24 protein-coding genes, 1 pseudogene and 1 riboswitch are annotated in these 25,865 nt (G+C 46.2%); of the genes and pseudogenes, 7 read left to right on the top strand and 18 right to left on the bottom strand.

Features of this window, described 5'->3' with window-relative positions:
* From G470_RS0105610 to glgB, 8 genes and pseudogenes are all read right to left on the bottom strand, one after another.
* Positions 1 to 266 (bottom strand): annotated as a pseudogene (locus G470_RS0105610) (IS30 family transposase); the annotation flags it as partial.
* A gap of 89 nt (positions 267 to 355) precedes the next feature.
* Positions 356 to 1,633 (bottom strand): NCS2 family permease, encoded by a 1,278-nt coding sequence (locus G470_RS0105605; RefSeq protein WP_028273978.1) that lies wholly within the window; start codon positions 1,631 to 1,633, stop codon positions 356 to 358.
* A 184-nt stretch (positions 1,634 to 1,817) separates the two neighbouring features.
* Entirely contained in the window at positions 1,818 to 3,725 is a 1,908-nt protein-coding gene (locus G470_RS12805; protein ID WP_051258446.1) for a glycoside hydrolase family 13 protein, read from the bottom strand.
* A gap of 58 nt (positions 3,726 to 3,783) precedes the next feature.
* A complete protein-coding gene (locus tag G470_RS0105595) occupies positions 3,784 to 6,222 on the bottom strand; it encodes a glycogen/starch/alpha-glucan phosphorylase (protein WP_028273977.1) in 2,439 nt (812 codons plus the stop codon).
* 144 nt (positions 6,223 to 6,366) lie between these two features.
* A complete protein-coding gene (gene glgA, locus G470_RS0105590) occupies positions 6,367 to 7,800 on the bottom strand; it encodes a glycogen synthase GlgA (RefSeq protein ID WP_028273976.1) in 1,434 nt (477 codons plus the stop codon).
* Between the two features lie 17 nt (positions 7,801 to 7,817).
* Positions 7,818 to 8,996, bottom strand: a complete 1,179-nt coding sequence (gene glgD / locus G470_RS0105585; RefSeq protein ID WP_169720325.1) for a glucose-1-phosphate adenylyltransferase subunit GlgD — start codon at positions 8,994 to 8,996, stop codon at positions 7,818 to 7,820.
* Positions 8,986 to 10,131, bottom strand: coding sequence for a glucose-1-phosphate adenylyltransferase (locus G470_RS0105580; RefSeq protein WP_028273974.1), 1,146 nt, complete (start codon positions 10,129 to 10,131; stop codon positions 8,986 to 8,988). Before G470_RS0105580 ends, glgD begins: the two co-directional genes overlap by 11 nt.
* A 109-nt stretch (positions 10,132 to 10,240) precedes the next feature.
* Complete coding sequence (gene glgB / locus G470_RS0105575) at positions 10,241 to 12,166, bottom strand: 1,4-alpha-glucan branching protein GlgB (RefSeq protein ID WP_028273973.1); 1,926 nt, start codon at positions 12,164 to 12,166, stop codon at positions 10,241 to 10,243.
* 349 nt (positions 12,167 to 12,515) lie between these two features.
* Between glgB and G470_RS0105570 the strand changes: the two genes are divergently transcribed.
* Genes G470_RS0105570 through G470_RS0105560 form a run of 3 tightly spaced genes read left to right on the top strand, consistent with a single transcriptional unit; the run spans position 12,516 to position 14,640 of the window.
* Positions 12,516 to 13,136 carry an NfeD family protein gene (locus tag G470_RS0105570; protein WP_028273972.1) on the top strand — a complete coding sequence of 207 codons (621 nt, stop codon included), beginning with the start codon at positions 12,516 to 12,518 and terminating at the stop codon, positions 13,134 to 13,136.
* A gap of 2 nt (positions 13,137 to 13,138) precedes the next feature.
* Entirely contained in the window at positions 13,139 to 14,131 is a 993-nt protein-coding gene (gene floA / locus G470_RS0105565) for a flotillin-like protein FloA (RefSeq protein WP_028273971.1), read from the top strand.
* 53 nt (positions 14,132 to 14,184) lie between these two features.
* Positions 14,185 to 14,640, top strand: a complete 456-nt coding sequence (locus G470_RS0105560) for a hypothetical protein (protein ID WP_156907968.1) — start codon at positions 14,185 to 14,187, stop codon at positions 14,638 to 14,640.
* Positions 14,641 to 14,685: 45 nt separating this feature from the next.
* On the opposite strand, the gene G470_RS0105555 is transcribed toward G470_RS0105560, so the two are convergent.
* The 3 genes from G470_RS0105555 to G470_RS0105545 form a co-directional block, all read right to left on the bottom strand.
* On the bottom strand, positions 14,686 to 15,195 hold the full coding sequence (locus tag G470_RS0105555; RefSeq protein ID WP_028273969.1) for an ECF transporter S component: 510 nt from the start codon (positions 15,193 to 15,195) through the stop codon (positions 14,686 to 14,688).
* A 13-nt stretch (positions 15,196 to 15,208) separates the two neighbouring features.
* Entirely contained in the window at positions 15,209 to 15,622 is a 414-nt protein-coding gene (locus G470_RS12800) for a DUF4430 domain-containing protein (RefSeq protein WP_051258444.1), read from the bottom strand.
* 158 nt (positions 15,623 to 15,780) lie between these two features.
* Positions 15,781 to 15,924, bottom strand: a riboswitch (adenosylcobalamin (AdoCbl) riboswitch).
* Positions 15,924 to 16,511: a cob(I)yrinic acid a,c-diamide adenosyltransferase gene (locus tag G470_RS0105545; RefSeq protein ID WP_028273968.1), complete on the bottom strand. Its 588-nt coding sequence runs from the start codon at positions 16,509 to 16,511 to the stop codon at positions 15,924 to 15,926. (Overlaps the previous riboswitch by 1 nt.)
* Positions 16,512 to 16,688: 177 nt before the next feature.
* Between G470_RS0105545 and G470_RS0105540 the strand changes: the two genes are divergently transcribed.
* On the top strand, positions 16,689 to 17,015 hold the full coding sequence (locus tag G470_RS0105540; protein WP_028273967.1) for a hypothetical protein: 327 nt from the start codon (positions 16,689 to 16,691) through the stop codon (positions 17,013 to 17,015).
* A gap of 30 nt (positions 17,016 to 17,045) precedes the next feature.
* Here G470_RS0105540 and G470_RS12795 read toward each other — a convergent pair whose 3' ends face one another.
* The 4 genes from G470_RS12795 to G470_RS0105520 form a co-directional block, all read right to left on the bottom strand.
* Positions 17,046 to 18,035 (bottom strand): aromatic acid exporter family protein, encoded by a 990-nt coding sequence (locus tag G470_RS12795; RefSeq protein WP_051258443.1) that lies wholly within the window; start codon positions 18,033 to 18,035, stop codon positions 17,046 to 17,048.
* 84 nt (positions 18,036 to 18,119) lie between these two features.
* On the bottom strand, positions 18,120 to 18,836 hold the full coding sequence (locus tag G470_RS0105530; protein ID WP_028273966.1) for a Crp/Fnr family transcriptional regulator: 717 nt from the start codon (positions 18,834 to 18,836) through the stop codon (positions 18,120 to 18,122).
* A gap of 125 nt (positions 18,837 to 18,961) precedes the next feature.
* Entirely contained in the window at positions 18,962 to 20,560 is a 1,599-nt protein-coding gene (locus G470_RS0105525; RefSeq protein ID WP_035445158.1) for an ABC1 kinase family protein, read from the bottom strand.
* A gap of 31 nt (positions 20,561 to 20,591) precedes the next feature.
* Positions 20,592 to 20,900 (bottom strand): phasin family protein, encoded by a 309-nt coding sequence (locus G470_RS0105520; RefSeq protein WP_028273964.1) that lies wholly within the window; start codon positions 20,898 to 20,900, stop codon positions 20,592 to 20,594.
* 177 nt (positions 20,901 to 21,077) lie between these two features.
* Between G470_RS0105520 and G470_RS0105515 the strand changes: the two genes are divergently transcribed.
* From G470_RS0105515 to G470_RS0105505, 3 genes are all read left to right on the top strand, one after another.
* Positions 21,078 to 21,659 (top strand): STM3941 family protein, encoded by a 582-nt coding sequence (locus G470_RS0105515; protein ID WP_028273963.1) that lies wholly within the window; start codon positions 21,078 to 21,080, stop codon positions 21,657 to 21,659.
* Between the two features lie 19 nt (positions 21,660 to 21,678).
* The gene (locus G470_RS14395; protein ID WP_156907964.1) at positions 21,679 to 21,822 is read left to right on the top strand and encodes a hypothetical protein; all 144 of its coding nucleotides are present in this window, start codon (positions 21,679 to 21,681) and stop codon (positions 21,820 to 21,822) included.
* A gap of 107 nt (positions 21,823 to 21,929) precedes the next feature.
* Positions 21,930 to 22,841, top strand: a complete 912-nt coding sequence (locus tag G470_RS0105505) for an AEC family transporter (RefSeq protein WP_028273962.1) — start codon at positions 21,930 to 21,932, stop codon at positions 22,839 to 22,841.
* A 218-nt stretch (positions 22,842 to 23,059) separates the two neighbouring features.
* On the opposite strand, the gene pcp is transcribed toward G470_RS0105505, so the two are convergent.
* Genes pcp through G470_RS0105485 form a run of 3 tightly spaced genes read right to left on the bottom strand, consistent with a single transcriptional unit; the run spans position 23,060 to position 25,401 of the window.
* A complete protein-coding gene (pcp, locus tag G470_RS0105495) occupies positions 23,060 to 23,707 on the bottom strand; it encodes a pyroglutamyl-peptidase I (protein ID WP_028273961.1) in 648 nt (215 codons plus the stop codon).
* 60 nt (positions 23,708 to 23,767) lie between these two features.
* Complete coding sequence (locus G470_RS0105490) at positions 23,768 to 24,691, bottom strand: DUF979 domain-containing protein (RefSeq protein WP_028273960.1); 924 nt, start codon at positions 24,689 to 24,691, stop codon at positions 23,768 to 23,770.
* On the bottom strand, positions 24,691 to 25,401 hold the full coding sequence (locus tag G470_RS0105485; protein WP_028273959.1) for a DUF969 domain-containing protein: 711 nt from the start codon (positions 25,399 to 25,401) through the stop codon (positions 24,691 to 24,693). Before G470_RS0105485 ends, G470_RS0105490 begins: the two co-directional genes overlap by 1 nt.
* Positions 25,402 to 25,865: the final 464 nt, after the last annotated feature.

Genomic DNA, 25,865 nt, shown 5'->3' with positions numbered 1-25,865 from the left:
GTCCAGCCTTCACTGACTTTCTCGTTGATGTAATCAACTTCACCTTGAGGAAGTTGAATAGGTTTACGTCCACATTTTTGTTTGTTTTCTTTGTATTCTAGATAAATATCGATCGCTGTTTTACCCGTTTTCAACTTCCTGATTACTCTGTAGACTGCTTCATGACCTCGCTTAAGCTTTTTAGCAATCTCGCGACCACTGAGATTAATGGCAAAGTATTCTTCTATGAATATGAGTTCTGTTTTGGTAAGATGGGTGTACGACATGTATGGTGCACTCTCCTTAGCTTTGGTAGGTTAATTTGAGTGTATCATAACATGTCTTTTTTCTGTCTCGCTTAATTATACAATCCACGTTAGATAAATACAGTCGCTGCGAGTGTCAGCAAAAACAAGAACGACACCGTCAACAGTGTTGGGTTCAAGCTGTCTCTTTCGCCTTTGGCCGCTTTCAACACAGGATAGGCCACAAAGCCAAACGCCATCCCATTTACGATGCTCCCAGTGAATGTCATCATCACGATGATTAAAAAAGCCGGAAACCATTCGCTGAAATCATCAAATGAAATGAATTTTAGATTTTCCATCATCGACGCTCCCGTAATGACAATCACAGGAGCCAAGGCGGCATTGGGTATATAAGCCAGCAGCGGCGTCAAAACAAGCGCCAACAAAAATAAAATTCCTGCTGTGACGGCTGTCAAACCGGTACGACCGCCTTCTTTGATGCCTGATGCACTTTCGGCTGCCGGAATCGGCGGGCTGCTTCCCAAGAAACTGGATACAACGGCCATGCCGCTCATCACTTGAAACGAACGGGTGGACCGGGAAGGATCGTTCAACAATCCTTCCACCATGCCGATCGCTTCAAACACCAACAGCATCGTCAAAGAGAAAATCGCCAACAGCGATTCAAACGTGAAGACGCTGCTGAAGTCATACGAGCCCCACAGATCCGGGAACTGTGCGATATTTCCCAAAGAAAATGCCGTTGGTTCTGGTTGATGGATTCCAAGAACCAGTGACAAGACGGTGATGACAGCGATGGAGAGGAAAAAACTTCCCGGAACACGTTTCATGAACAGGACCGCCGTAAACACCAGGCCTCCCAGTGCCAAGGCCGTCATTGGATTGCCCAAATCTCCCAAAGCCACAATCCCCGATTCCCCTCCGTCAATCACTAAACCGCTGTTCTGCAATCCAATCAACACTAAGAACAAGCCTATGCCAACCGTGATGGCCTGCTTTAAAACAGAAGGAATCGCATGTGTAAACTTCCCCATCAATCCTGAAAACACAATCAGCATGAACAATCCACCGGAAATCAAGACAACCGTCAACGATTCCTGCCACGCCAAGCCCAACGCCGCTACAGCGGTAAAAGTGAAAAATGCGTTCTCTCCCATCCCGGGAGCCACAATCAGCGGCGTGTTGGCCCACCACCCCATCAGCAAACTGCCGACAGCGCCGATGAAGATGGTCGCAAATACTGTCAATTCCGGCGGCATGCCCGTTTCGGAAAGAATCAACGGGTTGACCACAAGAATATACGAAACTGCAAAAAATGAAATCAGTCCTGCAAGAACTTCCTGCCTGACCGTTGTGCCGTATGTTTCTAGGTTAAATCGTTTCAAAAAGCATCCGCTCCTTCATCTAATGCGTGACAACCTGTCCATACAAAAGTATACCAGTCACCTATACAAAAGAAAAACAACAAGTATGTTCGCCTATCGTGACTGGTCAGGAAGCTTCATGGATCAATCCTTTTCCAAGCAAAAAAACAAGCTGGAAAATCTCCCAGCCTGTTTCTCCATTCGATTATCGATTGACAGGGTACTCCACTTCCCGCTGCAAATGGTCGGTTTGTTCCACCGTTTCTCCTTGATCATCTGAGGCAAATACACGGAAACTCATAGATGGAATGGTCAATTCGTCAATCTCTTTGTCCTGCAAAAAGGAAGAGATGTCCAAATCTGTCTTGTCCATCACTTCTTCAGAACGAAGGGTGACCGCTTCAGTAGTGGGATTAAGTAGGACAACTACCCAATTTTCTTCTTCCAATCGGACCATCCCGAAAACATCAGAAGCTGCGAAAGGATAGAACGTGCCTTTTTGCAAAGCGACTTCTTCGTGGCGCCAATGCATCAAATTTTTGACAAAACTCACCAACTGTTTGTCTTCTTGTTCCCACGGATACATCCGGCGGTTGTCGGGATCCGTTCCGCCTTCAAGTCCGGCTTCGTCTCCATAATACACACACGGAACTCCTGGAAGACTGAACAGCAGCAACATGGCCAGCCAAACTTTTTCATCGCTCTTTTGCAATGCCGTCCGAATACGGGCCGTATCATGGCTGCCGATATTGTTTAAGTTGCTGTAAAACGCAGCCGGCGGATAGTTTTCCTTCAAATTCAGCCATTTCTCCACTGCCTGCCCCACGGTGATTCGTCCGTTCAGTAAATCAATGATAATGTTGCGGAACGGGTAGTTCATCGCGCCATGCAAGATGCCGCCTTCCAAATAATGCCTGCGTTGGTCGTAGGCAATTTTATTGGTGGCGTCTTCCCACACTTCACCGACCAACACCGGGTCAATCAGGGCGCTGGACTCCATTGCGTCACGGATGCCTGCCAAAAAGTCGTCGGACAACTCATCGGCTACATCCAACCGCCAGCCGCCAATCCCTTTTCTTGTCCAATGCCGGACAACGCTTTTGCGGTCTTTGAAAATGAAACGCTGCACCCCTTCCTGCTCCGTGTTTAGTTTGGGAAGGTCTTTCACTCCCCACCACGCTTCGTAATCGTCGGGGTAGGAGTGGAAAATAAACCAGTCTTTGTATGGACTGTCCGGAGATTGATAAGCGCCCGTATCGCTGTACGTTCCAAAGCGGTTAAAGTAACGACTGTCCGCCCCCACGTGGTTGAAAACTCCATCAAGCAATACGTGAATGCCTCTTTTTTCTGCTTCTTCAATGAGTGCGTCAAAATCTTCCTCGTCCCCAAACATCGGATCGATTTTGAAATAATCCCCTGTATCGTATTTATGATTGCTTCGAGCTTCGAATATCGGACTTAAATAGAGGATGGATACACCCATGTCTTCTAAATAAGGCAGCTTTTCAATGATTCCTTTCAAATTCCCTCCGAAAAAGTCCCAGCGAACCACTTCGCCTTTTTCGTTTTTCACATAGTACGGTATATCCTGGTCTGAAGAATAAATGAAAGCATCTTCCTTTGGATTGGACACTGAACCGTCGGGATTGCCGTTACGGAAACGGTCGACAAAAATATGGTAAGCAACTCCGGAACGGTACCATTCGGGCGCCGGGTCGTCAAACGCATAAGCAGTCAACTGATAGGGCTTGACGTCTTCATCTTCGTAATAAACTTTCCCTTCTCCTCCGAGCATCCCTTCATTGTTGCCATAGTACAGAACTTGTTCGGAGCCTTCACCCTTATGAACAACCTTAAAGGAATAGAAATACAATCCGTTGCCCTCAGATAAATCAAACGTGACCGTGTAGCGATTGGTGTCCTTTATCTGATGCATCGCTTTCTCGTAGTAATTGCCATAATCTTTGTGGATCTGCAGTGCGGCATAAGTGACCGGAAGTTTTCCGCCATCGATGGTAAACGTCACGGCGCTGCCTGCTTGAACAGCTCCGTATGGCCTTTTGTAAGCGGGAATCCATGAATTATAGTAAACAGTCTGCTTCTCTTCAGCCATTGTTCTTTCCCTTCTGTATATCTAGTTCTCTTCTAATTTCGCCCCTATCATGAACGATTTAGATTGGTTCGTCAAATGAATGAACTCTGTTTTCCGTCAATTCTCCTTGAGGCTGTGCCTTCCAAATTTCATCCGCGTAACGCTGGATGGTATAGTCTGCGGAGAATGGACCAGACGAAGCGATATTGATCAATGACTTTTGGGACCATGCTTTCTTGTCACGGTATAGTTCATCAGCTCTCTTTTGCGCCTCGATGAAGCTGTCAAAGTCTTTCAAAACAAAATACTCATCATTGTATTGGATAAGAGAATCAAAAAGCACTCTTCCTTCTTCTTCAATATTCGGAATGGTGCCGTCCACCAGAGCGTCCAATGCCCGTTTTAACCGCGGATTCGATTCATAAATCTCCCGGGACGAATAGGTTCCATTTCGGTAGTATTCGTACACTTCTTCCGTGGTCAATCCAAACAAGAACATGTTTTCTTCTCCCACATAGTCACGAATTTCGACATTCGCTCCGTCAAGTGTCGCCATCGTCAACGCGCCGTTGAGCATCAATTTCATGTTCCCGGTTCCCGATGCTTCTTTTCCGGCAAGTGAAATCTGTTCGCTGATGTCCGCCGCCGGAATGATTTTTTCCGCCAGAGACACTCCGTAGTTTTCAAAGAAGACCACTTTGATTTTGTCCCCCACATCCGGGTCATTGTTGACAACTTCGCCAATCGCATTGATCACTTTGATGATTTGTTTGGCGTACAAGTAACTCGGGGCAGCTTTCGCTCCGAAAATGAAGACCCGCGGCTGCATGTCGATTTCCGGATTCTCTTTGATTTGCAAGTACCGGTCCAGTATATGCAACGCTTGAAGGTGTTGCCGTTTGTATGCATGCAGGCGCTTGATTTGGACATCAAACAATGCCGTCGGATCAACTTTCAGACCGGTGTGTTCTTGGATATATGCAGCCAGCCGCTGTTTGTTGTGCAATTTGACTTCCGCCAGCCGTTCCAACACTTCGTCGGATTTTTCGTACCCTTTGAGCACTTTCAATTCAGCGGGATTGGTCTTCCATTCCGGTCCGATATTGTCGGTGATCAATTCCGTCAATTCCGGATTGGCCAGGTGCAGCCATCTCCGTTGAGTGATGCCGTTTGTTTTGTTGTTGAACTTATACGGATACATCTCAGCAAAGTCCGCCAACACTTCGTCCTTCAACAGATTTGAATGCAGCTGAGCCACGCCGTTGATGCTGTGGCTGCCAATAATGGACAAATGCGCCATATGGATCTGACCGTTTTGGATGATAGAAGTGGAATTGGTCAAGCGTCTGCCATATAGAGGCGTCTTCTTTTCGATGTGACGGCGGTTGATTTCTTCAATAATTTGGTACATTCTTGGAAGCAACTCTTTCACCATGTCAACCGGCCACGTTTCCATCGCTTCCCGCAACAGTGTGTGGTTTGTGTAGCTGCACGTTTTCTTCGTGATTTCCCATGCTTTATCCCAACTCAGCTTTTCCTCATCCAATAGAATGCGCATCAGCTCTGGAATGACCAGCGCCGGATGGGTGTCGTTGATGTGAATCGCAATTTTGTCCGGGATATTTTTTCGCGGCAAATTGTATTTTTTGTAATGGCGCAGGATGCTTTGGACGCCGGCCGATACAAGGAAGTATTCTTGCTTCAACCGCAGCAACCGCCCCTCGTAGTTGGAGTCATCCGGATACAGCACTTCTGTGATTTCTTTGATTTTTTCCGCCTCTTCAATCGAGAAATACTTGTCTTCCTCTTCAGGCGGCAGTTCCGCCGACCACAAACGAAGCGTATTGATGGATACATTGTTGTATCCGATGGAAGGAATATCATAGGGAACCGCCAATATGTTTTTGGTGTTTTCGTATACGGGTTCCAAGCCGCCTGTCCCGTCCGGTCTCATCCAAACATTTCCACCGATACGGACAATCACCGCATCGTTGCTGTTTCGAACTTCCCAAACGTTCCCGTTCCGCAGCCAGTTATCCGGCAGTTCCACCTGGTAGCCGTCAATGAATTTCTGTTGAAAGAGGCCGTAACGGTACCGGATGCCGCTGCCGTGTCCGGGAATGCCCAGCGAAGCCATGGAGTCCATGAAACAGGAAGCGAGTCGTCCCAATCCGCCGTTCCCCAGACCGGGGTCGACTTCGGACTCGGCAATCGTTTTAAAGTCCAATCCAAGCTCTTCCAGTCCTTCTTTAGCGGTATCCAAAATGCCCATATTGTAGAGATTGCTTTTCAACTGTCTGCCAGGCAAAAATTCCATTGAAAAATAATAGACCTGTTTCACTTTTTTGTCGATATAATGCTGACGCGCATTCCGCCATTCATCTGCAATATACGTCCGGACCAGGTTTCCCAAAGCATGAAATTGTTGATCCACAGACCCCTCATCGTAGCTGTTGACAAACATTGTTTCAAACGACTTTTTATAATCCTTTTTGAACTGTTCAACAGATAAAGACATTTGATATCCTCCCTTTATTCGACCGTTCCATCGGTCTCCCTGCTTCCAAAATACAAAAACAACACCCTTTAACGCGGGGATTCTCATGAACCTGACTGTACATCATCCGCGCAAAGGCGTGTTGTTTGGTTGTTCTCTAAACGTCTAGAGGGTTAACCGGTTGTAATAATCAATGTATTGAAGTGCGGAGTTGTGCCAGCTGTAATCTTGAGTCATTGCCTGTTTTACAAGTTGATGCCATTGTTCCGGCTGATCATAATACAAGATCAATGCTTGATCGATAATATCCAGCATCACTTCCGGACGGAAATCATAGAAGCTGAATCCTGTCCCCTCGCCAGTGGTGGCATCATACGGAATCACCGTATCAATCAGCCCGCCTGTTTCATGGACAAGCGGAAGTGTGCCATAACGCAGCGAGTTCAATTGAGACAAGCCGCATGGTTCAAATGCAGACGGCATGAGGAAGATGTCGCTGCCTGCATAAATTTGTTGGGCGAGCTCCACATCAAAGTCAATCACTGCTTTGAACTTATCCGGATACTGTCCGTTAAAGTAATTGAAACTATCCTCAAAGCGTGGATCGCCGGTGCCTAAAACCACCACTTGAACATCGCGTTCCATCAATTGTGCCATCGCATGTTCAATCAGATCCATCCCTTTTTGTTCGGTCAAGCGGCTGACTACTCCGATAAGGGCAATATTCGGTTCTTGCGGCAGTCCCACCCGCTTTTGCAACGCTGCTTTGTTCTTCTCTTTCCCACTCAAATCATCGATGGAGAAAGAAGCAGCGATGGTCGGATCTGTCTGCGGATCGTAAACATCGTAATCGATCCCATTCAAAATCCCGACTAGTTTCCAGTTGTTGTCCCGCAACACCCCGTCCAAACCATATCCAAATTCCGGTGTTTGGATTTCTGCCGCATAGGTCGGACTTACTGTTGTGACCAAGTCGGAATAGTAAATACCGCCTTTAAGGAAATTCACCAAATCGTAATACTTCAAGCCACGTTCATGGTAGGCGTTATAGCCGATTCCCAACCAATCGGACAGCACTTCTTGGTCGTAAATTCCTTGAAATTGTAGGTTGTGGATAGTCAAAATGGTTTTGATGTCTGAGTAGGCCTCAATCCAGTGGTACTTATCTTTGAGAAGGACCGGGATCAATGCCGTATGCCAGTCATTGCAATGGAGAACATCAGGAACAAAGTCCACTTTTTCCATCATTTCGATGACCGCCTGCGAGAAGAAGGCAAAGCGTTGCCCGTCATCGTCAAACCCGTACAAAGCCGGACGGTCAAAGTAATAGAGGTTATCGATGAAATAGTACGTGACCCCGTCCATTTTCAATTGTTTGATGCCGCAAAACTGTTCACGCCAGCCGACTCTTACTGTGAACTGCAGCACGTCTTCCAACTGCGCTTTGTGCTTTTCAGGCATTTTCGTGTGAAACGGCAAAACCACACGTACGTCCACTCCGTTTTTTACCAATTCTTTCGGCAGGGCGCCTGCCACATCCCCTAAGCCGCCCGACTTAAAAAAGGGCGCCGCTTCTGCAGAGGCAAACAAAATATTCATTTACCGTCTCACATCCTTTACTGCACATTTTCCTTCACGTTTTCTTTTGTGATGACTGTGTTTTTTTTGATGACAATGGGGTTATCCGGTGTCCCTTCCAGATGCACCCCGTCTTCCACACGAACTTTTTTGTCAAAAATCACGTGTTTCAGTACAACGTCTTTTCCAATTTCCGCTCCCTGCATCAATACAGAATCGGAGACTGTTGCGCCTTCTGCTATTTTGGATTTGCGGAAAATCAGTGAATTCTTCACGTTCCCGTAAACTTCGCAGTCGCTCGCCAACTGGGAGTTGGTTACGTTGGAAGTTGCCCCGTAATAAGTAGGTGCGCCGTGACGCGTACGGGTTACGACCGGCTCATTACGGTAGAACAAGGAATTAAAGTTGTTTTCATCCAACATGTCCATGTTGGCTTCATAGTAAGTTTGGATGTCTTCAATAGATTTCATATAACCGGTGTACTCATAAGCTGAAATGAGGACATCTTGCTTCAATGCGTATGCAACGGCCGTTGCCGCACTGACTTCTTTCATGTTCTCATCGGCATAATCAAGATATTCCAAGAAAAATTCTGTATCCATCAGGACCATGTCCATCCCTGCCGCCACTTTGGGCGCGTCCATCGGTACTTCGTTCATAGATTCCACTTTGGTGACATTTTCTGCTTGGCCGCTGTTTACAACATATCGGAGAACATTCGTTTCTTCAGGAAGAGACGCACGCGTCACATTTTTGAACAAAGCCGTGATCGGATTCCCTTTTGTTTCATGGTATTGTATGACGGAATCCAGATTCACATTGCACAGAATGCCGCTTCCTGTGATCAACACGTGATCGGTATTGGCCCGTTCCACATATCCCCGGTGGTTGTCATAATAAGTGACGTCAATATTTTCTCTTTTTGCAATTTCCCATTTCCATTCGATATGAGAATGAGTGAAAACTCCGCCGCCGATTGGGGAATCCAATCCCCAAGTCGAACCGCTTCGGATGTGGTCGTAAAGGGAATGGCCACTTCCGGAAATAAACAAAGCTGCGGAAATGACTTCTGCGTTATACAAACTTGAAAATGGAAAGTCAATCAACCGGTACCGGCACCCGAAAGGCAATGAAGCAACAGGTCTCTGTTCTGTCAACGGTTGAAGTCTTTCTGCATCTTCCGTCAAATTTAATATAGCAGCCAATTTAGTCCTCATCTTTTCGTCCCCCAATCTCTTCTTCATACCCCAGTACAGCTATTTCATCTTCTTTTCCTATGATTTCCGCTCCATCGTAAATCTTGGCATCTTCTCCAATGATGGCGTGTTCCACTCGGACATTCGATCCAATAGTGACGTTCGGCATGATAAAGCTGTCTTTCACAACCGATCCTTTTCCAACTCGGACGTTGTAAGACAAAATGGAATGATCCACTTCTCCCGCCACGTAGCAGCCGTCCGTAATGGTCGAATTGACAACGTCCGCGTCTTTTGTCAAGAATTGCGGCGGAGTGTCCGGGTTGCGGGAATAAATCCGCCAATCGCGGTCCCGAATGTTCAACTCATGCGTTGGATCGATGAGTTCCATATTCGCGGTCCACAAACTTTCAAGAGTCCCCACGTCTTTCCAGTACCCTTCAAATGAGTAGGCAAACATTTTTTCACTGTTGCGGAGATACGCTGGAATCACGTCGTGACCAAAGTCCAGCATCGTCCGGTCTTTCGCTTGGTTGTCCACTAAGTACTGTCTCAAGCGTGCCCAGTTAAAGACATAAATTCCCATAGATGCCAAATTGCTTTTCGGTTCTTTGGGTTTTTCTTCAAATTCGATGATCCGATTGGTCAAATCTGTGTTCATGATCCCAAAGCGAGAAGCTTCGTCCCATGGAACCGGGATGACTCCGACTGTCAAAGAAGCAGCCGTTTCTTTATGGAAATCAATCATCTTAGAGTAGTCCATTTTGTAGATGTGGTCTCCAGACAATATAAGGACATAATCTGGGTTGTGACGGTCGATAAAGTCAATGTTTTGATAAATGGCATGAGCAGTTCCTTTGAACCATTTTTCTCCGTCCACACTGGCATACGGCTGCAGGATGGTTGCTCCACCTTTGTGTCGGTTTAACCCCCATGATTTTCCATCGCCCACATGGTCGTTCAATGCTTGCGGCTGGTATTGGGTCACAACCCCCACGTTCATGATGCCGGAGTTGGCGCAGTTACTTAGCGCAAAGTCGATGATGCGGTACTTGCCGCCAAACGGCACTGCGGGTTTTGCGATTTGCTTGGTTAATTTTCCTAATCTGGATCCCTGCCCTCCAGCGAGAACCATAGCTAACGTTTCTGTTTTCATATCATACTGGAAGAATACATTTATGTAGTTCTTCCCTTCCCTCCTTTTGTGGTGGTGACTGCGAGCGACACGGTTACTAGTTGACAGGCGGTTGAATGACCTTCCTATGTTAGTTTTTTGGAACGCCATATACGCGTTTCGGACGCAATACGACCACACTCATTGCCGGCAATATCAGTTCGAGTGAATACGGTTGTCCGTTGTGCGGCTCTTTCGTGGTTTTCAGCACCCCTTGGTCTTCTGTCCAGGTGCCGCCATATTGCGTGAGCTCCGTATTGAGCAGTTCTTCGTACTGACCCGAATATGGAACACCCACTTTATAGTTCTGCCGTTCGACCGGCACAAAGTTGCATAAAACAATGACAAAGTCCCGCGCTTTTTTTCCTTTGCGGATAAATGTCAAAATTGATTCTTCGGTGTTGTCCGCATCCAGGATTTGGATGCCTTCCGGACTGTGGTCCAATTCCCACAAGGCCCGTTCGTTTTTATAGACATCGTTCAGCTTCTTGATGAACTGTGAGTGGGCATGATTCATCGGATCGTTCAAGCTCTCCCATTCCAATCCGGAATGCACTCTCCATTCAAGAAACTGCCCAAACTCGGTGCCCATGAAGTGAAGTTTTTTACCGGGATGAACCATCCGGTACGCCTCAATCGTCCTCAAGCCTGCAAACTGGTTGTAACGATCGCCGGGCATTTTGTGCATCATCGATTTCTTCCCATGAACCACTTCGTCATGAGAAAACGGCAGAACAAAGTTTTCGTTGAACATATACAGAAATGAAAATGTGATCAAGTTGAAGTGATGTTTTCGGTAGAGCGGGTCCATTTCGAAAAAGCGGAGCGTATCGTTCATCCACCCCATGTTCCATTTGTAGTTGAAACCCAACCCGCCTTCATGGACCGGATGCGTCACTTTCGCCCAGGCGGTACTTTCTTCCGCCATCATCAGCACATCTTCGTGACGTTCAAAAACCTTTTTGTTCAATTTTTGAATAAACGCCACACCGTCTCGGTTATGGTTGCTTCCGTCTTCGTTGGGAATCCAGTCCCCTTCGTCATAATCGAGATACAACATGCTGCTGACGGCGTCCACCCGCAGGCCGTCCAAGTGAAATTGCTCGATCCAAAAGAGTGCGTTGGAAATGAGGAAACTTTGAACTTGCGGTTTGCCCAAGTCGAAATTCAACGTGCCCCAGCGGTTGTTGTTCGCCCGGTTGGGATCTGTGTATTCAAATTGCGGAGTGCCGTCAAAATAAGCCATGCCGTAATCATTCCGGTTGAAGTGACCGGGTACCCAATCGACAATCACTCCTATGTTCGCCAAGTGACAAGCTTCTACAAAGTCTTGAAATTCGTCCATGGTGCCGTATTTAGAGGAGAGTGCGAAATACCCTGTTGCCTGGTATCCCCATGAGGCATCAAGCGGATGTTCCATCAGAGGCAAAAACTCAATATGTGTGTACCCCATCTCTTTCACGTATGGAATCAGTTCTTCTTGAAGTTCAGGAATGGTGTACCATGAACCATCTTCGTGGTGCTTCCATGAGCTGAGATGAACTTCATAAATATTCAGAGGTCGTTCATAAATTTTGAATCGTTTTCGATTCGCCATCCATAATCCGTCCCGCCATTTCTTTTTGGGCAGAGCTTTTACCACCGATGCATCTTTAGGACGGACTTCGAATTCAAGTGCATATGGATCAATTTTCCATTTGACGGTTCCGTCTGCCTGTTCCACGCGGTATTTGTAATACTGCCCTTCTTTCGCTCCTGGGCAGAAAGTGGTCCAAACACCCGTTTCGTCTACTTTATTCATGGGCTTTCCTTCTTGCCAGTTGGTAAAGTCCCCCGCAACCGAAACGCTTTTGGCGTTCGGGGCCCACACCGTGAAACGGAAACCGGTTTCGCCATCCTGTTCTTCCGGCGTGCATCCCATGGTCAAGTAACTGTCGAAATATTCTCCGCGGTTAAACAAGTATAGATCTTCTTTTAACTTTTCAACAATTGCCTGCGAATGACCCTTTTCAAACATTCCCTTGCCTCCCTCTTATACAAAACACAACAGTAAGAATATGAAACAATGATTATTTTCACATATTATACAGTTTTCTCATTATTCTTTCATCTCTTTTTTAGATTTCTCCAAAAACTTTTCTCGTTTTACTATACCACTCCAACTGAAAACGCTTCAACTGAAATAACGATTTTTAATATATTCCTGTGCTTTTCTTTAGATGGCAACACCCTTCTATTTTTAACCTAATATGAGATATTTTTCCAATATTCTGTTTTTCGCGTCTGGTTTCTTGTATAATAAGGTTTAGGAAACCGTTTTTTTGTCTAACACTTGCTGACCAGTTATAGATAAAGGAGGTTCAAAAATGGAAGGTCTCATTCTCGGCGCTGGTTTTGTCGGATTGATTTTAGCGCTTTTAACTCCGCAATCAAAACTGGGGGCCACAGTGACACTTTTGAGTTTTGCGGGGTATTTCACCTTCGTGGGCTTAAATGAATGGTTCCCGATTCTCTTGTTTGTGTTAGGTTTGCTCTTAGTGGTGTTTGAAATCTTCATACCTGATTTCGGAATCCTCGGTATTTTAGGTTTCTTGCTTCTGATCGGTGGTCTTTATATGACCCTCGGCGACATCGGACAAGCCATTCGTGATTTGAGTTTGGCTGTATTGGTTGCGGCCGCCCTTGTGTTTTATTTATTCAAACGCGGGTACTCATTCCATAATTGGAACCGTCTGGTGTTGAACACCAACTTGGGACGGAAAGAGAACACAGCAACGAAAGTTACAAAATTGTCTCAGCCTGTATTCGAAGTTGGGATGGAAGGTGTAGCGGTCACCCCTCTTCGCCCTTCAGGAAAAGCAGTTTTTGGCAAAGAGGAAAAATACGAGTTGGATGTGCTCACTGTCGGCGGCCATGTCGAAAAAGGCACGCCCGTTGTCATTGAAAAAATACAAGGCACTAAAATTGTTGTGAGGAGAGTGGAATAGTTATGGAAGAAAATTTTGGTAGTTGGATTGGTATTTTTATTATTGCATTAATTGTCATCATTGTGTTGTCTATTTTCTTGCGCTTCGTCCCAGTAGGTTTGTGGATCACCGCGTACTTCTCAGGGGTACGGGTAAGCATCGGCACTTTGATTGGAATGCGTCTGCGCCGGGTGGCTCCGCATGACATCATCCGTCCTTTGATCAAAGCGACCAAAGCTGGATTGGAGTTAAAAATTGATGAATTGGAAGCCCACTATTTGGCGGGCGGAAATATCAACACGGTCATCGATGCTTTGATTGCCGCTCAGCGTGCAAATATCGACTTGGAATTCACACAAGCGGCTGCCATTGATTTGGCGGGCCGGAATGTTTTTGAAGCTGTGCAGGTGAGTGTAAACCCTAAAGTCATCGAAACACCAAACATTTCTGCGGTGGCACAAGACGGAATTGAAATCATTGCGAAAGCAAAAGTCACCGTACGTGCCAACATCGAACGACTTGTCGGTGGTGCCGGTGAAGACACCATCATCGCACGTGTAGGCGAAGGGATTGTCACCACCGTGGGTAGCGCTGGCAATCATAAAGCTGTATTGGAGAACCCGGACCTCATTTCACGAACCGTATTGGATAAAGGATTGGATTCAGGAACAGCATTTGAAATTCTTTCCATCGATATTGCGGATGTCGATGTCGGCCGGAACATCGGTGCCAAACTTCAAACCGAACAAGCGGAAGCAGACAAAAACATTGCACAGGCAAAAGCGGAAGAACGCCGCTCCATGGCCATTGCAGAAGAACAAGAAATGCACGCCGAAACTCAACGGATGCGTGCCCGCGTAGTGGAAGCCGAAGCCGATGTGCCTTTGGCTATGGCTGAAGCCTTGCGTGCCGGAAACTTAGGGGTCATGGATTACTACAAAATGCAAAATGTCCATGCAGATACAGACATGAGAAAATCCATTTCCGATCAGGCTGATAACGAAAGCGATGCGTGATCATCATGTTTGAAATCTTTCTCATCCTTATCTTTCTTTCATTGGTTTTTTCCGTGGTAAACACTTTTACAGAAATCAAAGCATCCAGCCAACGGAAAAGAAGACGAAGACAAGGTGCACCGAATCAGCCGCTTGGTCGTATGGATTCGCAGGCAAAACCGCGTTCTCGTGCAGCACGTAACGCTGGAACTGGTCAATACAATGATCCAGTATTCAATTCACGGCGTCCACGAAAAGCTGCTGAAGCGGGACAACAACGCAATCAAGAGGCGCGTCCGATGGTCTCTACACGGGAGGTTGCCGCTGAAAAGAGAAGAGAATTTTTCAACAAAGAATTCCTTGATGAATCATCCAAACGCTCAATTTCTCCGCCAACGACAATGGCGAAGAAGAAGCCTAGAAAAACCTATTCTTCCTCTTCTCCAACACGTCTAAAAGGAAAACAATTGCGGCAAGCGATGATTTACAAAGAAATATTGGACAAACCCGTCAGTATGCGGGAACAGTAAATAAGCCGGTCTGCATATCGCAGACCGGCTTATTTTATACTCGGTTCACTTATTCATGAATTTCCGGATGATAGGCGGCAGTATAGGCCATAGGATGGCATAAAACCCCGCATTTCCAAGAGCGTGCATCGTATCAAACGGCAGTCCGGATAGATAGTACACCCAAAAGTTTTGGATTCCGAAAAACGGCGCTTGAACCAATGAGATGATAAATCCATACAAATACCCCATCGCTCCTGCAAATACAATGTGCACCATAAGGGGCAGCTTATGCTGCACCGGCTTCAATGCGGCAGCACACATCACCACTACGGCAAATGATAGGATTTGAGCCAGGGTCCATACACCCATTCCCAGCGTGATGTTGGACAACACAATTGACAAAACAGCCACAATCAGTGCGTCCTTTGTGCTCATGGTGAAGGTAAGAATGAGTAAAATTGCGGTGACTGGTTGAACATTCGGCAAAAATTGGAAGGCGAGTCGGCTCACATGTGTCACTGCCGTCAACATCGCCAATAATGCGATACATTTGACACTCGTTTTTTCCGACACGCGCTCCCTCTCCTTACTGTAATTCGTTCAGCATCCACTTAATGTCATCCCCGTCTTCCACTTCGTAATCACTGGCGCCGACAGTCGGCTGTTCCCCATTGATTTCATACAACCACCAACGGTTGTCGTCCGGATCTTGTTCGTACCCTTCGATGGAACTGATGAATCCACCTTCGTCTTCAATCTCGTATTCTTGGACCATGATCTCCATCAATGTCTGACCGGATTCGGCTTCAATCTCTTTCGTCAATTCGCTGACTTCCTCTTCGTCCACCTCAATCGTGACAGAAAGTTGGACGGTTTCTTCCGCTGCTTGTTCCGTCGTATCCACCGTGCTGTTTTCCACTGCCGGTTCTTCCACCGCAGCATTTCCGCATGCACCTAATAAAATAGAAATCGACAACAGCCAAACACTTTTTTTCAACATTTGTATATCCTCCTGAAAGTAAAAAGTAAATTGTATGAATGGAGGCGTATAAGAAAAACGTAAAAGTTGTTCTTATCCAATGAGACTGCACTCTGCCGGGAAACACGTCTTTGTCCCGAAAATAAAAAAAGCCAATGAGGCAGTCTCATTGGTGTGCTCTGCGTCCAACTGCTTTGCCTCGAAGCAGCGGACGGATAAAACGAGTGAGGGAAAGACCTGACTTAAAGCTCGCGCTTATCACAGTGGCGGGACCGTTCCGGACTTTCACCGGATTCCATCTCTCAATCGTTTTATGTAGTTGTTATTCTGCGGATTTTCTCTGCTTTTCTTCGTTATGAAAAACTTTTCCGCCTCGTTCGTAAATCGGTTCAGTGACACCTTTGCGGTGATTGATCACACGAGCCAGCGCAAAGAAATAATCAGACAACCGGTTGATGAAGACAAAAACCGCTGTATTGATTTCCTGTTCGTTTTGCAAACTGACGATTTCACGTTCCGCGCGGCGGGTAACGGTACGTGCCATTTGTATCAATGCAGCTACCGGGTCTCCTCCGGGCAGTATAAACGATTCGATTGTCGGCGCTTCTTCCGCGTATCCATCAATTCGTTTTTCCAACCAGCTGATTTGTTCATCAGTGATTTTTCGCGGCAATTTCCCTTTGATATCCGCCAAATCTGTCCCGCAATCAAACAAATAATGCTGCAGCTCCACCAGCTCGTCCACAATTTCTTTCTCTTCCTCTGAACATTGACTGATGATGTATCCTACTAAGGAATTCAACTCATCCAACGTACCATACGCGGCCACACGTTTGTCGTCTTTCCGGACGGTGCGCCCTCCAATCAAGTTGGTATTTCCTTGATCGCCTCGCTTGGTATACAATTTCAACTCTTCTCACCTCTCTTCTTCTCTAAGAACAAGACCAGTATATAGTGTTTCCCACTTCTTTTCAATCACCATATATTGTGATAGTTGTTCCAGAGAGTTTGTAAATAAATTCTTTGAACGACAGAAAACGTTTTTTTTATAATGACGATAAGACAATCACTCAAAGGAGGAAGTTTCATGGCCCGTTTCGTTCAAACAACCGCAGAAAATGTCGAAGCCGCCCTTCAGCTTGCAGAAGAATTGGTGCGCCAAGGGTATCAAGAATCAGAAATCCAGTTGATCGTTGACTCCGAAGCCCCTGAAGATGAGACCAGCTTGAAGTACGAAGGGTTCAATGTCCGTTTTGTAGAAACCAGGAGCAACTCTGCTTGGGCGGAAGTGAAAGAAAAGCTTGATTTGACCGCCCCCTCCTATACGGCTGACGACGCCACGTTGGATGCTTATAGAGAAGACTTGCAAAAAGACCGCATTTTAATTGTTGTCGACAGTCAACGCGCGTTATAAGCACACAAAACGGCCGGAAAACCGGCCTTTTTATTTGCTCTGCCATTTCAACGCCAATGAAGGAGTGGTTTGCACTTCCAGCGAGAATTTCCTTTTGATCATCAAAAACTGTTTGAAATCCAGCATCAACTGAAACAAGATGGCACGGCTCTCGAATTCTTCCCGGGACTGTGGCAAAGAAGATTCCCGAAAGTGATCGTGCAACAATTCCACGTCCCTCAACAAATATTCCCCCGTATTCAGTTCATGAAGCTGCTCAGCCGTCAAATAAAATAGACCGCCAAGTATTTTGCTTTCACGAGTAGTGAGTTGAATATGGGTCAAGTTTTGGCTCATCTGTCGCAGAAGCGTGTTTTGTTCCTGTCTCATCAAGAAATAGCGAACGTAATAATCCGATTTTTGAAACAACTGATTGTCGTATTCTTGCAAGGCCAACCGTTGGGCCTGGTTCAATTTCGTTTCCAGCCGGTTGAACGTTTCCGTCATTTCTGCCGGACGTTCTCCTTCTGTCAGAGATTCGTCAAAACTTTTCAAGACATTTTTCATCTCATCTTCGATATTCTCCAGCCTTTGTTCCAGCTCTTCTTCTTGGTTCGGCATATACAGATTAAACAGAATGGCCACTCCTGCACCGATAGCCATCAACAGTACCTCATTCAGCAGCAGGGACGCGGCCACGCTCTCTGCCAATATCAAATGGGTCACCAAAACAGAACACGGAGCGATTCCCGACTGCAACTCGAATCGGTACGCCAATGGAACATACAACAAAAGATACACTCCGAATATCGCCACGCCGTACCCAAAGAAGAAAAACAAAACTGTGGCAATCGAAAGCGCCAATAGTGTGGATAAAAAACGTTCTACAGCGGTTCCCACTGAAGCTTTTTTTGTATCCAGCACACTTAAAATGGCAATGATTCCCGCTGACAGGCTGCTTTCCAATTGAAATAAATCCGCCAGCCAAATGGATAAAACCGTGGCCAAAGCTATTTTGATTGTCCGCATCGTTAAAGTCATCTTCGGCCCTCCTCTTCTTTTATCATTTTAACACGGTTTGAAGAAGAGGCCTATGGTTGCGTTGAATTTCTTTATCGGCAGTTCCTAGACCAACAACAATCCGTCTAAATCCACTATCTCGATTCTGCGGCCGCTTTTTTGCCGGATGTACCCTTCGTCTTCAAACTGACCCAATTTGCGGCTGATGGTTTCCGGAGTGGTACCCAAATAAGAAGCCAAGTCTTTTTTGCTCATCGGCAATTTGAATTCTATCGGTTCTTCCGCATCTTCAGCAACTTCCGTCAAAAACATCGCCAACCGTGTTTCCACTTTTTCTGTGGCAAAGCGGGCTGTCTGCCGTTCGGTTTCATCCAATCGCTTGGAAAACTCCTGCAGTACTTTAATGGAAATGGACGGATATTTTTGCAGCAGTGTGCGGAGTTCGTCCCGTCGGATCAAGCAGACAGACGTGTCGACCATGGCCTCAGCGTATGATTCATGCGTCGTGGAACGGAACAACGCCAATTCCCCGGTAAAGTCTCCGGGGTTCAAAATCCGCAGCAGCTGTTCCCGCCCATTTTCTGACAAGCGGTAAATACGGATTCTTCCGCGGTTCACAATGAAAAGAGACGTCGATTCTTCCCCTGCCTGATAAATAGTTTCTCCTTTTTTAAACGACGCAGAACGTGCAACGGACATGATTTCATCCATTTGCTGTTCTTCTAAATGATTGAAAATGGGAACCAATCTCACACAAGCCCGGTGCGATCCAATCGAACCATCACCGGAACTGTGCGAATGAACGTGTGTATGCTTTGTCATATAAACCGCTCCTTTTCGTTGTCTGTTGTCTTCTTTGTTTTCCATTATACCTTACACCAGCATGCAAGAACCACGGAAAAAACGCCTTTCCAAGAGGAGAGGCGTTTCAAACTCTATTGGCATGTCTAGAGGGTGCCTGAGCGGATAATGGAAATCAACAACCACAGACCCATGAATCCCGCCCCCAAGAAGATAATGATGGCGATAATGGAAAAACCCGTTCCTTCTGCCAAGGCGACGATAATGGCGGACGCCAAGATCAATGCCGCAATGATGACCGCAAATACAATACGGTTGACCATTTTGTTTAAGCCGGTCCATTTGTTGTCGATGTCCACCAAGTCGATGTGAACCTTGGTGCGTCCGTTGTTCAAATTGTCCAGCATTCTTCTGAGGGAAGTGGGCAGACGGTAAGTGTCTTTAGCCAGCTGATATGTCTCCACTGCCAGCCGCTCTTTGGAAAGCGGCTCAAACAGTTGGACGTGGTCGCTGGACCGGATATAGTCTTTGGCAATTTCCATCACGTTCAACTCCGGGGCCAACTCCATGACGACCCCTTCCATGACGGTCAATGATTTGACCAACATGATGAAATCGTTTGGCATGGTGAGCTTGTGTTTGCGCGTGACTTGGAGAATATCCGCAAACAACACACTCATGTCAATTTGACTGAAACTCCGCGACAAATACGTGTCGAACAAATACGACAAATCTTCATACAAATCCAAACGATTGACCCGTTCTCTCGCAATCGCCATCTGTAAAAGGAGATTCATGATGGCTTCTACATCCTGGTAAACGAGCGACCGCAACAGTTTCACCAAATTTTCCTGGTTCGACCGAGACAACCGGCCGGTGATTCCAAAATCAATCAGGTAAATTTGTTTATCTTTGACGATGATGTTTCCTGGGTGAGGATCCCCGTGGAAAAAACCATCCCGGAACACCTGCGACAAGAAGCCCAGCACCAGTTTTTCCGCCACATCCGACGGAACATACCCCGCCTGTTGCAACTCCAGCGCATTCAATCCTTTGAACCCATCGACATATTCTTCCACCAAAATCCGTTTGGAGGTATACATCATGTTGGGCCGGGGAGCGTTTATCGCCGCAATGTCTTTGTTCAGCTGTTTGAACTGAACGAGGGCATGGGCTTCGTTGCGAAAATCCAATTCCAAGCGGGTACTCAACTCGATTTCATTGAATGCTTCTTCCGGATCCACTAATATTTCTTTGACTGTTCCCGGAGCCATTGAAACAATGCGTGAGAAAAGGTTGATGTCCCGGATCAAATTTTCTTCAATATCCGGACGCTGGACTTTGACGACCACTTCTTCACCGTTTTTCAAACGGGCTCTATGCACTTGAGCGACCGAAGCACTGGCAATCGGAGTTTCGTCTATTTCTTCAAAGACATCCTCCAGCGGCCGGCGAAAATCTTCCTCGAAAATACTCTTTACCTGTGCAAATGGAAACACCGGTGCATCGTCTTGTAGTTTTTGGAGCTCTTTGATGTAATCGGGCGGAAGCAAGTCTCGTCGAGTAGAGATGATTTGGCCAATCTTGATGAAGCTGGGACCGAGTTCCTCAAAAGCCCGGCGAAAGTTGGCAGCATCTTGGTCTACTTTATTGGGACGGATTCGGGTTCGATAAATGTGTCCGAATCCATAAGAAGCCAATACTGTCGCTATCTCCCGCAATCGCTCGGCATTTGATTTGGCCATCCTCACTCCTCCCTTCTGCATCCATCACCACTTATTTATTCGATAATTCGGCCACACGGGCAATCAATTCATCCACTTTTCTTTCCAAATCTTCGATGTCTTTTCGCTGCGCTACGTTCATTTCAATCAACAATGTCTGCAATTCTTCACGGCTCAATGGATCTTCTTCCATCTCTCCTGTTTTTGTGCGTTGAATTAATTCTTCACTCAATTTCTTTCCTTCATCTACGGTCAGTTTTCCTCGAGCGACCAGTCGATCGATCATATCCTGCGTTTTGTCCACCGTCATTGCCGCTCCACCGATTCCGGCTAACATCAACTTTCTGATTTCTTCCAACATGATTGTTTCTCCTTTCTGTCCTTAGAAAATAAGTAATTGACTGCTTGTACAGTTCTTATTATAACATGAATTTTTTCTGCGTATATCCAAACGCACGTGAAGGGGGAGCCAAGAGCTGTTCATGGGGATTTTCTATATTTTTTGATATACTTAGACAAAAGAGAGAAGGTGAAAATGATGGAAGAGGTATCCTACTATATCGATCGGAAGTATCTCGTTTTTCGCTTGACCGCCTCGTTGTTTCTTATTGCCTGTTGTTTTGTCGTCTTGACTATCAGCTTAGCCGGTACACCTTCTTTGTTCGTTTCCAGTCTCTTAACAAACGTTCTCGATCCCTTCCTTTCCGTCATTTCATTGTTAGGGATTTTTTTCTTTAGCTTCGGCGTATTCCATCCTTTAAAAATCATGCTTTACCGGCTCCCGGCCTTGACCATACAGGATGCCGGAATTGTCGCTAACAGCTCGGCTTTCGATGCCGGTTTCGTCCCGTTCGATGCCATCAGCAATGTCTATACGAAACAGTTTTTGACCGACACATACATTTGCATTCAGCTGCACGATGAAAAAGCGTTTTTGAAAAATACATTCTTTTTGAAGAAATGGATCATGCTTGTCAATAAAAAGTTGGGGTTTGAGTGTATCCTGCTTCAATTGTTCCCCGGCTTAAGCAATTCAGAAATTGAGGAAGTGGCGGAGTCCATCCGTGACCGCAAAAATTTTTACAAACAGAAACGCAAAATTTTACTGAAAGAAGATTGAATGATTGAGGTGAGTAGGAGTGGCCAAAACGAAAAACAAACGATCCCTCTCTGCATTGATTGCTGCCAGCACGTTGGTGGTCGCAGCGGGCAAATTTTTCTTTTCTGTTGTTTTATCTGAAAAAGCAGTGAAAAAGAATGAAGAAAAGAAAAAAGACAAATAATTGGGTCCGGGCTGTCTTCCAACGAGACAGCCTATTTCTTTCAATGAACAATATGCGGTATGATAAAAGAGCAAGTCATTATACGAACAGATAAGGAGCATCACTTGATGGGTACTGTATTCACCAGAGCACTGAGCTTTATGCTGGTCATTCTTGCCGGCTACGTATTCAAGAAACTCCGTCTTTTGAAGTCAGAAGATGGCAAAGCACTCTCAAAAATCATTTTGAATGTGACTCTTCCCGCCACCATCATTATAGGATTCAATGGAGTCACGGTAGATGCCACCTTGTTCACCATGGTGGGATTGGGTTTGTTGACCAACACCATTCTTATCATCATTGGCGGACTGATTTGGCGCAAAAAAGATCCGGCAAACCAAGCGTTGATGATGTTCAGCCATGCCGGATACAATATCGGCAACTTCACCATTCCTTTTGTACAAGGTTTTTTTCCACAAGCAATTCCTTACATAGGCAGTTTTGATATGGGAAATGCATTGATGCTGTTTGGATTCACGCCTATTCTTGTCGATCAAATGACCGGACAGAACCGGGAATCCGTCAGTTTCGGGAGGCTTCTCCAACGTTTGTTCCGTTCGCCTTCTTTCACCACTTACATTGTGATGTTCGTGCTGGCTTCCTTGAATATTCAACTTCCCGCACCCGCTTTGTCCATTGTGGAATTGTTTGCCAGCGGAAATGCTTTTTTGTCGATGTTTATGATTGGATTGTTCTTGGAGATTCGTATTCCGCGTGAAGAAGTGTCGAAAGTAGTGCAGTTGTTGTCTGCACGCTATGCGTTGGCCATTCCTCTGGCAGCAGCCTTTTATCTTTTCCTGCCGTTTACAGAGATTGTCCGTCTTTCCTTGGTCTTGTTGGCGCTGGCACCGATTGGAACCGTTGCGACCATCAATATGGTGGTGTATGGAAGCAAATCTTCTCTTGCAGGCTTCGTTTCTTCCATCAGCATCATTTTGTCATTGATACTGATGACCTTGTCGTTGTTGATCATTGTGTGACCTCCCCCTTATCCTTCTGAAGGAGCCTTTTGTTCTTCTCTTCAGATTGATAAAGGCCTTTTATCGATTTGTAGCGGTCTTTTTTAAGTACGAACAATCGATAAACCTGCTTGATCGAGGCAAAAAACAATTGTCGCCTTTTTTTATATTGATAAACCCCTTTATATCGCAAAAAAGCTGCCCATTCGTGTGAATGGACAGCTTTTTTACTGTTTGCATTAGTGAGTGGCTCCGCCGACGGCTTTGATGTCGCCTTTTCCGGCTTGTTCCACAATAGCTTTGATTCCGGCTTCCAATGCTTTGGTGATGTCGGTCAAACTCATGGAAGGTTTTCCAGGTTTGTCTGTGACTTGCTCTGGAATAAACGGTACGTGTACGAATCCGCCTGTCATTTCAGGAAATTCTTTGTCAATCATGTACAACACTTGGTACATGATGTGGTTGCAGACAAACGTACCGGCAGTATTGGAAACAGCGGCTGGAATGCCTGCTTCTCTCATCGCTGCCACCATGGCTTTAACCGGCAGCTTCGTGAAGTAAGCGGACTCTCCGTCTTCTTGAATCGCCACATCGATCGGCTGGTTGCCTTCGTTATCCGGAATACGGGCGTCGTCCACATTGATGGCAACCCGTTCGGGAGTCACTTCATAGCGGCCGCCTGCCTGTCCAACTGCCAAGACGACATCCGGTTGAATGTCTTTGACTGCTTGTCGGATGGTTTCTGCCGATTTGTGAAAGACAGTAGGAATTTCCAACTTGTGAATTTCTGCGCCGTTGATTTCATTCGGCAGTCCTTTGACTGCTTCTCCGGCCGGGTTGATGGCTTCTCCGCCAAATGGATCGAATCCTGTAACTAAAATTTTCATGTGTGGTTCTCCTTTCAAGATACGCTTTCAAGAGACAGTATGCAGTTGTCGTGCGAATGATTAGAATGCCCAGAAGTACATCAATGCCACATGAACCGCAAGCATAATCAAAGCATATGGCAGCTGTTCCCGGATGACGCCGTTTGGATTTTTCATCTCCAGCAACGCAACCGGCAGCGCATTGAAGTTGGCAGCCATCGGGGTCATCAGTGTCCCGCAGTAACCGGCAGTCATCGCCAAGGCACCGGCAATGACCGGATCTGCTCCTTGCGCGATAACGAATGGAATTCCGATCCCTGCAGTGATGACAGTGAATGCGGCAAATGCGTTCCCCATAATCATCGTGAAAATGACCATTCCCAGTACATACGCCAGGACGCCGGCCAGACGGTTGCCTTCCGGTACAACGTTGGAGATGATGCCAGCGATGACATCACCGACTCCAGCTGTTGTAAAAATGACACCTAAAGCAGCCAAAAGCTGAGGCAAAATTCCTACGGTACCAACTTGGCGGTTCATGCGGTCCCCTTCGTCCAATGCCATTTTTGGCCCGGCTTTTGTGAGAGCCATGGCAATCGCTAAAGAAGCGACTGCTGCAACCCCGATTCCGACCTGCCCGCCGAGCGGAGTGAATTGTGCAATCAAGATGGCGATAAGCGCAAGCGATACAACCGGAATGAAGATTTTTCCTCCGATTCGTCTGCTGTGGGCTTCAGACTCTTCTTCCGAAGCAGGTTTGATGTTTCCGATTTTCACCTGGTTGAACAAGGTCAAGACACCCATCAACATCACCAATATCCCTGTGACAGCAGTTGGAATGAGTCTTCCAAGGGCGAAAGTCACAGCCAGCAACACCCAAAACAAACTCGTTCCCAACCGTGCCGGATGATCTTTTTCAAAGAAGACCCGCACGCCGGTATACGCCATTGAGAGTCCGGTCAAGACGAAAAAGAACTCTAAAATGTTTTCAGACCATGCTTCCATCACTGTTTTCCTCCTTTGTCTTTGTCAGACAATTCTACTTTGCGTCCATATTTACGCTCCATTTTCTTGTCCAACAATTGGTTGGTTATGAGCACCAAAAGCAAAGCAATAAGGGCAACAGGCAGAGAAGCTTGTGCAACGGCAACCGCTGAAATCTCATATCCCAACGATTCCATCGTTCCGGTAATCAACAACACACCAGCAGCCGCAACAAAGGTATTTTGGGCGTAAAAGTTCCCGAGGTTTTCCATTGCCGCTGAGCGGGCTTTGATTTTTTCAGCATCTTCTTCTGACGGTTCCTCGTACTTGGCCGTTGCGGAAGCTTGTGCCATCGGATCAACCAACGGGCGCACAAACTGAGTGTGTCCTTGGATGCGCACGGAAAAGAATCCGGCCAATTCACGGATGAACATGTACAATGACATAAAGCGTCCCGGTGTAAGTCCCTTCATTCCTTCAATCAAATATGTAGCCTGCTGGCGCAAACCAAATCGTTCTGTCAGCCCAATCATTGGCAGTGTCAAGAAGAACAAGGTAACCAACCGGTTGGCTACAAAAGCTTCTCCCAATATACTCAAAAACTCACCGAATGAAATGCCGGACACTAGAGCTGTGACCAATCCTGCAACCAATACCACCGCGATGGTATCCAATTTGAGGATGAACCCAACTAAAATGATCAGGATTCCGATCAGTTTAATCCATTCCATCTTCTTTCCTCCTAAAAAACAACTTTGTCTATTTTAATTCATGTTTTCGATTATACGACTAACCGAACATGAGCACAAGAGAAATTGAAAAGAAAATGCCACTTTTTTCTCACTCCATTCTCATGGAAGCGTCTCACGATATAAGAACACGCAATCGAGTAGGAGATAAATGATTAATTCATTTATCGTCCTCTCACACCACCGTACGTACGGTTCCGTATACGGCGGTTCAATATCTTAAGTAAGCAGACTCTGCCAGGTCTCGTAGTGAAACTACGTTCCACCGGTAGAGTCTTTTCGTTGTAAGCACCCAATGAACTTCAGGTGTTTTTGACAGTCTCCAGTATTTCTTTCTAGAGTAACCAATGCGTTTAGCACTGTCCATATCTAGACCTAAACGCATTAATCTGCTAATCTTAGTACGTGGGTTTTTCCATCTTTTTAAAATGAGTTGCCTGATACGG

This window comes from Atopococcus tabaci DSM 17538, assembly GCF_000429585.1.
Taxonomy (GTDB): Bacteria; Bacillota; Bacilli; order Lactobacillales; family Carnobacteriaceae_A; genus Atopococcus; species Atopococcus tabaci.
The sequence above is the reverse complement of the archived record's forward strand: the minus strand, read 5'-3'. Positions and strand labels throughout refer to the sequence as shown.

Coding starts and splice junctions, on each gene's coding strand:
- G470_RS0105520 (WP_028273964.1), bottom strand. CDS start 20,900: ATGTTGGAAGAAATCAGAAAGTTGATGTTAGCCGGAATCGGTGGAGCG.
- G470_RS0105530 (WP_028273966.1), bottom strand. CDS start 18,836: ATGACAAAGCATACACACGTTCATTCGCACAGTTCCGGTGATGGTTCG.
- floA (WP_028273971.1), top strand. CDS start 13,139: ATGGAAGAAAATTTTGGTAGTTGGATTGGTATTTTTATTATTGCATTA.
- G470_RS0105490 (WP_028273960.1), bottom strand. CDS start 24,691: ATGGAAGCATGGTCTGAAAACATTTTAGAGTTCTTTTTCGTCTTGACC.
- pcp (WP_028273961.1), bottom strand. CDS start 23,707: ATGAAAATTTTAGTTACAGGATTCGATCCATTTGGCGGAGAAGCCATC.
- G470_RS0105570 (WP_028273972.1), top strand. CDS start 12,516: ATGGAAGGTCTCATTCTCGGCGCTGGTTTTGTCGGATTGATTTTAGCG.
- G470_RS0105505 (WP_028273962.1), top strand. CDS start 21,930: ATGGGTACTGTATTCACCAGAGCACTGAGCTTTATGCTGGTCATTCTT.
- G470_RS12795 (WP_051258443.1), bottom strand. CDS start 18,035: ATGACTTTAACGATGCGGACAATCAAAATAGCTTTGGCCACGGTTTTA.
- G470_RS0105485 (WP_028273959.1), bottom strand. CDS start 25,401: ATGGAATGGATTAAACTGATCGGAATCCTGATCATTTTAGTTGGGTTC.
- glgB (WP_028273973.1), bottom strand. CDS start 12,166: ATGTTTGAAAAGGGTCATTCGCAGGCAATTGTTGAAAAGTTAAAAGAA.
- G470_RS0105515 (WP_028273963.1), top strand. CDS start 21,078: ATGGAAGAGGTATCCTACTATATCGATCGGAAGTATCTCGTTTTTCGC.
- G470_RS0105580 (WP_028273974.1), bottom strand. CDS start 10,131: ATGAAAACAGAAACGTTAGCTATGGTTCTCGCTGGAGGGCAGGGATCC.
- glgD (WP_169720325.1), bottom strand. CDS start 8,996: ATGAGGACTAAATTGGCTGCTATATTAAATTTGACGGAAGATGCAGAA.
- G470_RS0105540 (WP_028273967.1), top strand. CDS start 16,689: ATGGCCCGTTTCGTTCAAACAACCGCAGAAAATGTCGAAGCCGCCCTT.
- glgA (WP_028273976.1), bottom strand. CDS start 7,800: ATGAATATTTTGTTTGCCTCTGCAGAAGCGGCGCCCTTTTTTAAGTCG.
- G470_RS0105525 (WP_035445158.1), bottom strand. CDS start 20,560: ATGGCCAAATCAAATGCCGAGCGATTGCGGGAGATAGCGACAGTATTG.
- G470_RS12805 (WP_051258446.1), bottom strand. CDS start 3,725: ATGGCTGAAGAGAAGCAGACTGTTTACTATAATTCATGGATTCCCGCT.
- G470_RS0105595 (WP_028273977.1), bottom strand. CDS start 6,222: ATGTCTTTATCTGTTGAACAGTTCAAAAAGGATTATAAAAAGTCGTTT.
- G470_RS12800 (WP_051258444.1), bottom strand. CDS start 15,622: ATGTTGAAAAAAAGTGTTTGGCTGTTGTCGATTTCTATTTTATTAGGT.